We start from the raw sequence: 13,140 nt of genomic DNA, 5'->3' as shown, positions 1-13,140 counted from the left end.
GCTAACGATAACAAATTATTTTGTCTGTTGTCCGTGCTCACTCAAGTCTTTTTGAAATTACTCCTCTCTGAAGGCGCGATTCATGCTTTCTGTAATTGGCTTTATTAGGTAGCTCAATGGCGTTCGTGGCTCAGATAAAATAAGCACTTCGGCATTCATACCTGAGGTTAAACGATGTTTTGTCACATCTTCCGGTGAAATTGCAATTCTAGCGAGATAAAAATCTTCTTGGTTTTCTTGCGAGAGCTTATCGGCAGAAATCGTCAGCACTGTACCGTCTAAAGGTGCCAACGTCCGTGCATTCAGAGCGGTCAGACGAACATGCGCTTGCTGGCCTGGATTCACTAAATCAATATCCTGAGGATTAACACGAGCCTCGACTAACAACTTATCGTCTTGCGGGACCAGTTCTAGTAACGTTTCACCCGACCCAATCACACCTTTTTCGGTAAACACTTGCATGTTGACTACGCGACCAGAAATAGGTGCGTTGATCGTTGTTCTTGCGACAATATCTTGAGCGGAGCGATATTCTTCCCGAATTGCGACAATTTCCGTTTTGGTATTTCGTAGTTCCTCGACAATCTCATTCAGCCTTTCAAGCTTCAACTCTTCAATTTGCGCTAGGTTCTCATCTAACCTTTTTCTAACGGTGAGCGATTGCCTGTCTAACTGGCTTAAGGTACTTCTCACCTCCGCTGCTAAGCGCTTGAGTTGAAGTAAAGTAGATTTTCCCGAGAAACCTTTTTGCACCAAGGCTTGGTTGCTGTCTATTTCTTCAGCAATAAAGTTGAGTCGTTCCGTCTCAATCACTTTGGTTTGCTGAAGGTTTTCAAGCTCTAAATTTGCTCCAGAAATACTCTGCTCAATGATACTCAGTTTACTATCAAAGAATCGCTTTCTCGCTTCAAAGATCTTGTTTTGAACCAGTTGTGCTTCTTGTACGATATCGACACGGGGAATGCTTTCAAGATCATCAGACCATACAATCGTTGGAAGCTCGTCAAGCTCCGCACTTAAACGGTTTTCCTTTGCTAGAGTATGGATAAAACGACCACTTAACGAGTCCAACTTAGCCATAGCTTGACGCTTAGAAAGTTGAATTAATAACTGACCTTTTTCGACTAAATCCCCCTCCTGTACATATAGCTTTTCAATAATACCGCCTTCTAAATGCTGAATTTCTTGTCGCTTAGTGAGAACTGACAAATCACCATAAGCAATCGCTGCACTTTCTAATTTGGCTGTTGCAGCCCAGTAGCCAAGACCTCCAAGAAAAACACTTAAGGTCACCACACCAAGTAAAATTGGTTTTCGAAAGCTTAGTCTCGCTTTGGGGCTAAAACGATATACGATCTCGGTAGAACTCTGATTAACGGTTGGCAGTTGATTGCTCATTTCTTACCCTTGGGATATCTGTTCTTTCTTCGCCCATCAAACGTTTTAATACTTCATCTTTAGCGCCGTATAACTTGACTCGGCCGTCAGCCAAATACAACAGCCTATCCATTTGTCGTAACGTACTCGGATTGTGGGCAATGACGATAATCGTTGTACTCTGTGCTTTTAAATGGGCAATCAAACGTTGATACGCAGCCTCTCCCTCACCATCGAGGTTGGCATTCGCTTCATCGAAAATCACAATAGGTGGGTCGCCATAAACGGCTCTTGCAAGAGCGATTCTCTGCCTTTCCCCCCCAGATAAACCACGGCCATTTTCACCAATAATGCAATCATAGCCTTTGTTTTTCTTGAGTATTAATTCATGACATCCTGCTAGTTGAGCCGCCTTGATGACTTTAGCGGGGTCTTCTTCTTTAAAGCGCGCGATGTTCTCTCGAATTGTGCCAGGAAATAACTCCACCTCTTGAGCGAGATACCCAAAATGCACGCCGCGATCTTCAGATGCCCATACGGAGACTTCCATTCCATCAAGAGTCACTTTACCCGCTAATGGCTTAACCGTACCTAATAACAGCCGAGCAAACGTCGATTTACCCGTACCAGAAGGGCCAATCACCCCAACAGCAACACCCGGAGGAATCGATAAGTTGATCGATGACAGCACTGGTTCGGTTGCTCCAGGATGGCGATAGGCCAGTCCGGTAAGCTCATAGTGTCCTTTTGGTTTAGGCAGTGGCATATCTGATTCATCTTGGCGCACGATCGCATCGATTTCTTTCAACCTTTTATAGGCGCCTTTAGCAGACATCGCACTTCGCCACGTGCCTATCGCCTGCTCCATCGGCGATAATGCCCGACTCATTAATATGGAGCTCGCGATCATCGCCCCTGCCGTTATCTCATGTTGGATAACTAACCATGCACCACCTCCCAGTAAAAATATCTGTAGTGATCCACGCACAAACTTAGAAAAGTTAGCCATGTAGATGGACTTACCTGCAACTCGCTCTTCAAGCACATTCACTTCACTCACGCGCGACTGCCACTTCTCTAAAAATGCATTCATCATCCCCATTGCGAGAATTGAATTGGAGTTTTGCGTGGCTAATTCTGCGTTGTTGATATGAGAAATCGCTCTGACTTCGCTCTCTTGCATTGTTTTACGCGTCATTAGCTCATTAAGTAGACCTAGGCTAAACAATACGATAGATCCAAGTAACGCGATGTGACCTAGTATCGGGTGCAATAAATATACAAATAAAATAAACAGCGGTGTCCAGGGCGCATCCAACAGTGGATAAGGTGCTTGACTGCTCAAAAAGCTTTTGATGTTCTGAATGTCTCTCAGAGTTTGCGAGGTATAACTCTTCCCGGTATGTGATTGATATTGAATCGTGCGCTTGAGCATGAAAGCGGAGAGTTTTGTGTCCATCCAATAACCAAAAGATTTACTCATTTGTGCTCGTGCAATGTCGATGATGGACATGGTTAACAGCGCGACAATTACGATGACAGTGAGCAAGAATAAAGTATCGGTTGAGTAGGAGGATATCACTCGGTTGTACACTTGAAGCATGTACAACGGAATCGAGAGAACCAATAAGTTGATAAAAAGGCTAAAAACGATCAGCAAGCCCGCAAGCGTGCATAGTTTTTGTTTCACTTCTTTGAAAACCGTTTTTTGCACGACTACTTCCGTTTAACGTGAAAATTGTAGGCGCCAGAAATACTAGCGCCTAGCTTAAGGTAACCTCAAATCGCTCTAGAGTGTCCGATTAGTTCACCTCAGCATGGCAGAGCCACGCAAACTAATTCCCATCCAGAGTTATTTTCAGTCGTTTAGATTACGAACAGATCTGCACCATAGGTGTTGATGTCAGTTTCAGTCACGCCAATAAGTTTCACTGTTAGATCAGCCCCATCGGTAAACACTGCATTCCCAACTGCATCGTAGCTAAAGCTTAAATCACCAAAGTCAGTGACAGAGTCGCTAATGATGTGCAAAGAGTCTTCACCAATGATGAAGTCAACAACTTTGGCTTCGCCATGGCCACCAAACTTATCCGTGAACACAAACTTATCGCCATTGCTGCCGCCAACTAAAACGTTGTCACCAGAACCAGCAACAAGAATATCTTCACCGACACCACCATTTAATTTATTGTCGCCCAGCAAACCCAACAGCAAGTCATTACCGGTACCACCGCCGAGGTAGTCGTTTCCTGTACCAGCCCTAAGGATGTCATCTCCTGCACCACCAGTTAGGCGATCATCGCCGTCGCCGCCGATCACATAATCATTACCGCCACCGCCAACAAACGAGTCATTACCACCAAAACCGATAAACAAATCATCGCCGCCATCGAAATCAGCAAATTGGTTATTTACACCTGCATCGCCTAAATACGTGTCATTGTCACTTGCGCTCATTTTTATTCCCTCTTAGCTTATTAATTGAATAGACCTTCTGTTCCACGTCTGACTAGATTCGTCACGACATGAGAAGTCTAATAGTCAACTGAATAGGAATAAGTTTGAATATGGGATGATATTTCAGACTGACATTTTAATAATAAATATAAAATTTAGTACTTTATAGAGTATTTTCTTTTTATTACAGCAAGTTAATACTAGTACTACAGGTTTCTCTTAGCCCAACTTGTAGCTTGCGTACGGTTCTTTACTTCTAACTTTCTAAAAATATTGTATAGATGTGATTTAATAGTATGCTCGCTGATAAATAAAGAATCAGCGATTTCCATATTTGAACCACCTTCTTTCAACATTTTTAAAACCTGAACTTCACGCCGAGTAAGCTCAACCTCAATAGCAGGTTCGATAATGTTATTTGCTTCTCTACCTCGATAATAATTTACTAGCTGATCAAGTAATCTTCGAGACAGCCAGTTATCCCCTTTTATTATTGCTTTTAATCCCTGACAAACCTTGTCCATTGAATCTCCTGGACCAAATATACCTTTTACATGAGGCCAAGAAGCGAGTTCTTCTGTGTCTAAGTCATAACCTAGATTAAGCATTATGGTTCCTAGCACTTTATTACTATCTTTTAAATAAACTAAAGTTTCGGAAGGAATCTCAACTGAAAAATCAACAAGCAAAAAGTAGCGTTCCGGAATGAGTTCATGATAGCTAGGGTTCTTAGTATCAATGATCGTTATTTTAGTTTCTGTATTTTTAGAAAGCATTTCCTTAAAGTTTTCACTCTGTAAACTTTGTTGAGTGAGCATTAGGATTTCAGGCTTTTCCATATACTGTTCCATAATGTTTCTCATACTTTCAGTGACTTAACATTCTTAAATTAGTAGTTAATCGTCAGCACTTAGTTTGATATGTAAGTGCTAGTTCACAGAGTAAAGTTATTTGCTACTTTTTTAAATTCTAAAGTTATTAAAAAGAGAATCAAAAAAAGTGTTTCTCATAAAAGAAACACTTTTAACACATTCAGGTCACAGAAATTATTAAGAGTTTACTAAATTAGGCAACCTAATATTGCAATAGCATTACACCATTAACGAGTTGTCTGAAATATTTTCCTTTGCCCAAATAAGTGCTTGAACTCTATTTTTCACATCAATCTTCTTGAAAATATTATGTAAATGCGTTTTTACCGTATTCTCGCTGACAAATAATTGTTCGGCGATTTGTTGATTGGACGCCCCCATGGAAAGAAAGGTAATTATTTGTTGCTCTCGTTTGGTCAGAATAGCGGAAACATTCTTATTTATAGGTTTGCAATGTCGACGAAGGTAAGTAATGTACTGCTGAGAAAACTTACGGCTGAACCACATATCTCCTTGAAGCACCTTACCAATACCAACTTGCAACGTTTTTATATCATCAGAGGTATAGAAAATACCGGCCAAAGTACGCCAAGCAAAGAGATCTTCTGTCGATATGGATTGCTCACAATTAATTAAGATTTCAAGCGTGTCTTTCTGCTTGGCCGCTTTAAACTCCGCATAACGGCGAAAAATTTCATCCGTGATCACGCTGCAATCAACAATAATGGCTGATGCAAGAGATTCATGTAACACTCCGTGAATCAGATTATCTGGCGTGATTAGAGCAACACTAATACCGAGTTTGGTCTCCAATACATCTTTCAACAGAGATGACTGTAGACTTCCCTCCGTGATTAAAATAACGTTTCTTTTTTTTTGCTGCTCCATCCTGATCGCATTCCCTTGGTCGTTTTTATTGAAATACGCAATAGATTTAGATAGAGCGGTAGTATTGTCAAGTATGAAAATCACTAGTACTAATTAATAACTCATTGAAGTGTCAATAATTTTTAAGTGGCAAGTATGTGAGAGGTATTAGCATTTTTCAGACATTAAAAAAGGGAGTATAAACTCCCTTTTTGTGTTTGAGCAGGTGATTTAATCACGCACGTTAGAGGCAAAACACCACCTAACTTAGTGGATTGGAACTGCGTTTTTTTGGTTAAACTTACCAAAGTGTTGTTCTAACACTTCTGGCGTCAGCTTACCTTCCGCTTCCAGCTTTTTCAGCTCAGCGACGATCGCTTTTTGCTCTTCTAGCGACGGCAGTTTTACTTCTGGCTCCTGAGCGGTTTCTTGAGAAATTTGCTCTAGTTCTTTTTCGAAGTCATTCATAGTACTTACCTAAAATTAATGATTGAACTTTTAAACTTCGCCTATTCTATCCAACTCTATAACTTGAAGCTACCAACCATCTTGTCCAAACGAGAAGAGAGCGCTTGAAGATCGCGACTTGCATCCGCCAACTCTTCTGCTGTCGCGGTTGTCATTTCATTTATCGCGTTGATTTCTTCGATATTTTGATTAATGGTATGCACCACCGTGGATTGCTCTTCCGTCGCCGTTGCAACCTGTGTATTACGATCAGAGATGTCGGTGATTCGTTCAGAAATACTGATTAATACCTCGACTGCTTCATCGGTAGAAGTAACCCCTTCTATGGTGACCGCTTTGCCCGCTTCCATAGCACTTACCGCGTCTTGTGCGTCACTTTGAAGCTGATTGATCATGCGCTGAATCTCTTCTGTAGAATCGGCCGTGCGTGAAGCTAGGTTTCTTACCTCATCAGCAACAACCGCAAAACCACGTCCCTGCTCACCAGCACGAGCAGCCTCAATTGCAGCGTTTAGCGCAAGTAAATTCGTTTGCTCAGATATGTCACGAATTACACCCAGAATCGAGCCAATATCTTTGGTTGTCGATGCCAACTGCGTCACAACAATATTGGTTGTTTCAACATCATCGGCTAGGCGGCTGATCACCTCTTTTGCTTTCATCACAACTTCTCGACCAGTTTGAGTGTTATCTGAAGCCTGATTTGCCGTATCAGCAGCGGTAGCAGCGTTCGATGCAATTTCACTGATGGTCGCACCCATTTGGTTGATAGCTGCAACTACTTGAATGGTTTGATCACGCTGCTCTTGGCTGTTGTCGTGTGTGGATGTTGCTTTCGTTGACACACTTTCTGCCGCTTGACTTAATGAGCCACTGGTTAAAGCAACCTCTTTCATCGTGGCATGAATCTTCTCAATAAATCCATTAAAGCCTTTTGAAAGCTGAGCAATTTCATCATTACCCTTAATTTCAATACGCTGCGCCAAATCGCCTTCACCTTGCCCAAGGTCGGTAAAACGATCGGCAATCAGTCGGATTGGTTTCGTAATGCTGTTTGCTAACCATACGCCCATGAGGATGAATACAACGGCAACAATGATGGTCGTAAACAGCATTTTTTTAGCTGTCGCATTCAGGTCTGCGAATACTTCATCAACGGGAACCACGCCAATAACAAACCAGTTCATTGAAGGAACATACAAACTAGAAACAAAAGTATCCTGCCCTTCAAACTCCACATTAATTAGGTTGAAGCTATTTTTGTTCAACAGCGCACTTGCGTCACTACCAAATAGTTTAGTGATAGAAGTTTGGTTCTTACCTTGTTGACGGTGTATTTGAATCTGGCCTTGTTCATTAGTGAGGAACACGTAACCCGTATCTTCAATTTTAAACCCGTTGAGCAAAGTAACCATGTCTCCCATAGATTTAGAGAGACCTGACATTGATGTACCATTAAGATCTTGGAAATTGGCAAACATTTTCACTTCGCCATTTGCCTCTTGGAACACACTCACGGACGTTTCTTGACCAGACGACGTAAATCCAAAGAACCAAGCATCTTGCGTTCGGTTAAGTTGACGTAAGAATCCGTTTTGGTTCCAGTAATATGCCGTTTGACGATTCGCTACCGACGCATCATTAAGACCATACTGTGATTTAACATTATTGAGCTGCTGCACCAACTGAACTTCTACTGACGGATCACGGTCTGTATTAGATAGGGCTTCAACAATAAATTCGTTTGTAGCCAGCTGTTTTGCCGCTTGTTGCATTTCGACAACTTCGCGGTCAATTTCGGTATTGATTTGCTGCAACATCGCAGGTAGCTCGATGTCAATAAGACGATGGCTCAATACATCTCTCGCATGACGCTGAGCCATAACACCAACAATGATTGTTGATGCTAGAACAGCAAACGTAATGCCAAGTACAACCTTCTGTTTGATGCTCAAGGAATGAAGTTTCAACATATTCGGACCTTTTAAAAGAATCACTTGTTATTGGCCCCACAAGGGGAATCAGGTGCATATCTCATGACACGCACACCACGGAATCTTTATCGGCTCATATGTACAAAACTAGAGGCATTTCTCATTATATTATGAAAAATAAATGTAACACACTGTCAAATAAGCACTTTCAGAGATAGCACGTACTTGCAATTCTCTGTAGCGTCCCAATATTGAAAAGATAAATTGCAATAGAGCGTTGGAACTTTTTTCACATGGAAAATGACCAATACTCAACACGAAAATCACATGGATACCGAGAGTCCAAAGCATGCATAAATCTAACTTCGAAACTCTTCAGCAATACTTAGAGTCGCAGATCATCGGACAGCAAGATCTGGTAAAGCAACTGCTTGTTGCGCTTCTTGCGGATGGGCATATTTTAGTTGAAGGCCCTCCTGGGTTAGCAAAAACCCGTGCAGTAAAATCACTCTCAGACTGTGTTGAAGGCGACTTCCACCGCATTCAGTTCACCCCTGACTTGCTGCCAGCCGATTTAACCGGCACCGATATCTTCCGTCCCGAAACCGGAGAATTCACTTTCCAGTCAGGTCCTATCTTCAACTCGCTTATTCTTGCGGATGAGATAAACCGTGCACCAGCCAAAGTACAAGCGGCAATGCTTGAAGCAATGGCAGAGAAACAAGTCACTGCAGGTCGTCATACCTACCCGCTGCCAGAGTTGTTTTTGGTTATGGCAACTCAAAACCCGATAGAGCAAGAAGGGACCTACCCCCTTCCTGAAGCGCAGCTAGACCGCTTTTTATTGCATTTAGAAGTGGAATACCCAGATGCGGAGCATGAGCTATCTATCTTGCGTATTAACCGCGGAGAAGCAAAAGGCGAAGCAAAGGTTGAACGCCCAATGTTAAGCCAACACGATATATTCACCGCACGTAAAGAAGTGTTGGATATTCATATGGCGGAAACGATAGAGCAGTACATCGTCCGTTTAGTTATGGCGACACGTCAAGCCAACGAATATGACACTGAGTTGGACAAGTGGTTGTCAATGGGTGTGAGTCCGCGTGCCACCATCGCTCTTGATCGCTGTGCACGTGCGCACGCTTGGCTTGCTGGTCGTGATTTTGTCTCTCCGGAAGATGTTCAAACCATGGCTTATCCGGTACTGCGCCACCGTTTATTGTTGAGTTATCACGCTCAAGCGGAAGGCATTACGGCAAACCAGGTCATCGATAAACTGCTAAACCTTGTTGGCAGTGCATAAACAGGTGAGTGATATGTCCGCTACACATTCATTACCACCTCATGCGAATGGGGTGACATTAACCCTTGAAGAGCTGCTCCAATATCGCACTCAATCTGTACGTTGGTTACCACCAGCACAGAGTCTCTGGTCGCAGATGAGTGGTAACCATACCAGTCGCCAAAAAGGGCGAGGTATGGATTTTATGGAGGTACGCCAATATCAACCTGGCGACGATATTCGCAGCATTGATTGGCGAGTCACCGCTAGGACCGGTAAAGCACATACAAAGTTGTTTGCAGAAGATAAAGAGCAAGCGGTCATTCTTTATCTTGATCTAAGTTCTAGTCTACATTTTGGATCTAAGTATGTACTCAAATCCGTTCAATTGGCCCACTTTGCCAGTGTTCTAATTTGGCTAACTCTAGCTAAAAAAGATCGCATCGGCGCAGTGATTGATGACGGACATCAATGTCTTGAATTTCGCCCCTCTTCTTTACAAAGACAAGGGCTGCGGATTCTTAACGCCATAGTCGACATACATAATGCGCAAGTAACTCGTACTGCAAGCAACGACACTCGTACACTGCCTTATACACAAGTATTGGAGACACTTCATACGCTCACCCCAAAAGGCAGCGAATTGATTATGCTCAGTGACTTTGCCCACGTAACACCAACGGAACTGGCACAACTACGTCGACTCAAACAACACAATAGCGTAAGGGCCGTTCAGTTTTATGATCCGTTAGAAAGAGGCGAAACAGACTTTAGAGGTCAAGTGAAAGCTTCGGATGGGCTGCATAGTCAATGGTTTAACTTTGGCTCTAAAGGACAACGAAGAGAACTCGAAAGCCACTTTACCCAACATCAAGAAACCATTAAGCAGCAGTGCCATTCGATAGCAATTCCATTTAACACGCTATCAAGTGGCTGGCCCTTAATTTCACAATTAAGCTAACAAACTGACAAGCAGTATTTATTAAGCAGTAATAATAATGACAACAAACAACCAAAGCCTAGACCTTGAACCTTTGATTTTGCCAAACGCACCGGATTGGTTTCCGCTCGCTTGGGGATGGTGGGTGGTGCTTGCAGCCACCTTGCTCTTCGTTTTCGGCATTTGTCTTTATGTGAGATGGCGTAAAAAACACTTACGCGCAAAAAAGACAGCATTAACACTTTTAACTCAACCTACCGCGCCTCATACCCCCTCTTCTGCTCTGGAAATATTGCGCCAGGCAGCATTGAGTTACTTTCCGCGTGAAGAGATCGCACCATTAACCGGAATCGCTTGGTATGAATTTCTCGATAGCCATACCAAAGAGAGTCGATTCGTAGACAAACAACATCAGTGGCAAGAAGCGTTGTATCAGAATTCCTCCCAAGGGCATCATCAAAGCTTGATAGACGATTGTGTCTTTTGGATAACCTACGCTTTGCCACCAAAGAAAAAGGCAAATAACCGTGACTGAGCAAACACTCATAACCGATCTTGCCCAATGGCTAAACATTGAATTTGTCTGGTGGTGGGCACTGTTTTTGTTGCCCATCCCCTGGCTGGTATACAAGTTCCTGCCACAAGAATCTCAACAAGCCGAGATCAAATTGGCGTACTTACCAACTAATGAGAATCGCAGCAAGCCTAAGCAAGCGCTGCAAAAAGCGCTTTCAATCGCGATCTGGGGCCTTCTTGTCGTCGCTTGTGCGCGTCCAGTTTGGTTTGGCGATCCCGTTGAATTCCAACCCAAATATCGGGACTTGATGTTAGTCGTCGATCTGTCCGGTTCGATGCAGCAGGAAGACATGGAACTCAACGGCGAATATATCGATCGCCTCACAGCAGTCAAACAAGTTCTGTCTGATTTCGTAGCAAAGAGAAAAGGTGACCGTCTCGGAGTTGTTTTGTTTGGCGACCATGCTTATTTGCAAACACCACTCACTGCAGACCGCAAAAGCGTCATGCAACAGATTAATCAAACCGTCATCGGCTTGGTTGGTCAACGAACCGCCATTGGTGATGGTATTGGGTTAGGCACAAAAACCTTTGTAGACAGTGATGCTCCCCAACGAGTCATGATTTTGCTCAGTGACGGCAGCAATACTGCTGGGGTGCTCGAGCCGCTAGAAGCAGCGGAAATTGCGAAAAAATACAACGCCACTATTTACACCGTGGGCGTGGGCGCTGGTGAAATGATGGTGAAAGAGTTTTTCATGACTCGCAAAGTCAACACCGCAGCCGACTTAGATGAACAAACACTGACTAAAGTGGCAGAGGTGACAGGTGGACAATATTTTCGAGCGCGAGATACAGAAGAGCTCGAAAAGATTTATGACACCATCAACCAGCTAGAACCCGTATCTAGCGACACACAAACTTGGCGCCCACAGTCTGAATGGTTTCCATATCCATTAAGCGCTGCATTTGTATTATCGGTATTGTTATTCCTATTAAGGAGAAAACATGGCTGAGTTTATTTTCCTCAATCCTTATTGGCTTTTGGGGCTCATCGTGATCCCTATAGCACTCTTGCTTAATCACAAATTTAGAGCCCAAAAGTCCACACTGATTGCCCCTCACCTATCGCGGATGCTCGGACAAAACACGCAGTCTAAGCATTACTTCACTCTATGGGGTTTAGCTTGGGCAATAACTTGCATTTCATTAGCGGGGCCAAGCTGGCAGTCCAATGCTCGACCAAGCTTTGAGTTAAACCAAAACCGAATCTTGGTGCTTGATATGTCTCGCTCTATGTTTGCTACAGACATCAAACCCAATCGGTTAGCACAAACACGTTATAAGGCGCTCGATTTGCTGCCTAAATGGAAAGAGGGAGCCACTGGACTTATTGCTTACGCTGGCGATGCCTATAACTTAAGTCCACTGACAACTGATTCCAGCACGCTTGCGGGCATTATCGAAAATTTGTCACCAGAGCTGATGCCTTTTCAAGGAGCAAACCTGCCTGCCGCGATTGAACTTGCGATCAACCAGTTTTCTCAAGCTGGCACGCAACAAGGCGATATCATCGTGTTAGCGGATGATCTTGGTACGTCAGAGCTGTCTCGCGCGTTAGATTTAGTCCAAGGTACAAAGTTTCGCATTTCTGTTCTTGCCGTCGGGACTCCTAACGGTGCGCCTATCGCGCTGCCCGATGGCTCTCTGCTAAAAACGGCACAAGGCACAACCGTCGTAGCGAAAACAAACCTGAAAAATCTACAGACGCTAGCGAATAAAACTGGCGGTCTATTTGTTCCTATTCAACACACCAACCGTGACGTTGAAAACATCGCGGCCTTTACCAATAACATTGGTAGCCAGCTTTCTGCGACCCAAAGCGAAGAAGTTAAAACTGATTCTCGTCTCAACAGTGGCTTTTGGTTACTGCCGTTGTTACTTCTTCCTGCGGCTTTACTGTTTCGACGCGGCCTGATTTGGATGGTAGTTGCGACTGTAGTCCCAGTAACGTGGACACCGCATGCAGAAGCTAATCCGTTCTTAAATGCCGACCAACAAGGAGCGGAACTCTACAAGCAAGGTGAGTATGAACAGGCGCAAAACCTATTTACAAACCCAAGCTGGAAAGGAGCCGCCAGTTATCAAAAAGGTGACTACGAAGCCGCTATCGAAGCATTTTCTCATGATGCCTCCCTTAACGGCCGCTATAACCTCGCCAACTCGCTCGCTCAAAATGGTCAATTAGAAGATGCGGCTGATTTGTATAAAAAACTGCTAGAGGAAAAGCCTAACTTTGAAGCCGCGAAGAAAAACCTATCGGTTGTAGAAGAAAAGCTAAAACAGCAACAGCAACAGCAACAGCAACAGCAACAGCAACAGCAACAGCAACAGCAACAGCAACAGCAACAGCAACAGCAACAG

The 13,140-nt window shown here is 43.6% G+C and carries 12 protein-coding genes; 5 read left to right on the top strand and 7 right to left on the bottom strand.

Annotation, left to right across the window (positions count from 1 at the left end):
* Positions 1-57: 57 nt before the first annotated feature.
* From R7P35_RS01585 to R7P35_RS01555, 7 genes are all read right to left on the bottom strand, one after another.
* The gene (locus tag R7P35_RS01585) at positions 58-1,398 is read right to left on the bottom strand and encodes an HlyD family type I secretion periplasmic adaptor subunit (RefSeq protein WP_005383906.1); all 1,341 of its coding nucleotides are present in this window, start codon (positions 1,396-1,398) and stop codon (positions 58-60) included.
* The gene (locus R7P35_RS01580; protein WP_033906740.1) at positions 1,373-3,091 is read right to left on the bottom strand and encodes a type I secretion system permease/ATPase; all 1,719 of its coding nucleotides are present in this window, start codon (positions 3,089-3,091) and stop codon (positions 1,373-1,375) included. The genes R7P35_RS01585 and R7P35_RS01580 overlap by 26 nt, the downstream gene beginning before the upstream one ends.
* A gap of 152 nt (positions 3,092-3,243) precedes the next feature.
* A complete protein-coding gene (locus R7P35_RS01575; protein WP_033906739.1) occupies positions 3,244-3,834 on the bottom strand; it encodes a calcium-binding protein in 591 nt (196 codons plus the stop codon).
* Positions 3,835-4,040: 206 nt separating this feature from the next.
* Complete coding sequence (locus R7P35_RS01570; protein WP_005383910.1) at positions 4,041-4,697, bottom strand: LuxR C-terminal-related transcriptional regulator; 657 nt, start codon at positions 4,695-4,697, stop codon at positions 4,041-4,043.
* Between the two features lie 228 nt (positions 4,698-4,925).
* Complete coding sequence (locus R7P35_RS01565) at positions 4,926-5,594, bottom strand: LuxR C-terminal-related transcriptional regulator (protein WP_005375166.1); 669 nt, start codon at positions 5,592-5,594, stop codon at positions 4,926-4,928.
* 246 nt (positions 5,595-5,840) lie between these two features.
* On the bottom strand, positions 5,841-6,041 hold the full coding sequence (locus R7P35_RS01560) for a restriction endonuclease subunit S (RefSeq protein WP_005375165.1): 201 nt from the start codon (positions 6,039-6,041) through the stop codon (positions 5,841-5,843).
* Positions 6,042-6,097: 56 nt separating this feature from the next.
* Positions 6,098-8,014: a methyl-accepting chemotaxis protein gene (locus R7P35_RS01555; RefSeq protein WP_025768546.1), complete on the bottom strand. Its 1,917-nt coding sequence runs from the start codon at positions 8,012-8,014 to the stop codon at positions 6,098-6,100.
* A gap of 310 nt (positions 8,015-8,324) precedes the next feature.
* Between R7P35_RS01555 and R7P35_RS01550 the strand changes: the two genes are divergently transcribed.
* From R7P35_RS01550 to R7P35_RS01530, 5 genes are all read left to right on the top strand, one after another.
* Positions 8,325-9,281, top strand: coding sequence for an AAA family ATPase (locus R7P35_RS01550; protein ID WP_054578631.1), 957 nt, complete (start codon positions 8,325-8,327; stop codon positions 9,279-9,281).
* Positions 9,282-9,294: 13 nt separating this feature from the next.
* Positions 9,295-10,221, top strand: a complete 927-nt coding sequence (locus R7P35_RS01545) for a DUF58 domain-containing protein (protein WP_025768548.1) — start codon at positions 9,295-9,297, stop codon at positions 10,219-10,221.
* Between the two features lie 37 nt (positions 10,222-10,258).
* The gene (locus R7P35_RS01540) at positions 10,259-10,735 is read left to right on the top strand and encodes a DUF4381 domain-containing protein (protein WP_161441483.1); all 477 of its coding nucleotides are present in this window, start codon (positions 10,259-10,261) and stop codon (positions 10,733-10,735) included.
* Complete coding sequence (locus R7P35_RS01535; protein ID WP_054574932.1) at positions 10,728-11,732, top strand: vWA domain-containing protein; 1,005 nt, start codon at positions 10,728-10,730, stop codon at positions 11,730-11,732. The genes R7P35_RS01540 and R7P35_RS01535 overlap by 8 nt, the downstream gene beginning before the upstream one ends.
* The coding region (locus R7P35_RS01530; protein ID WP_318091595.1) for a VWA domain-containing protein at positions 11,725-13,140 on the top strand (1,416 nt) is incomplete at its 3' end. The genes R7P35_RS01535 and R7P35_RS01530, both read left to right, overlap by 8 nt.

This window comes from Vibrio sp. Vb0304, assembly GCF_033338995.1.
In the GTDB taxonomy this organism is placed as follows: Bacteria; Pseudomonadota; Gammaproteobacteria; order Enterobacterales; family Vibrionaceae; genus Vibrio; species Vibrio alginolyticus.
Note: the sequence above shows the minus strand (reverse complement) of the source record. Positions and strands in the feature narration are given on the sequence as shown.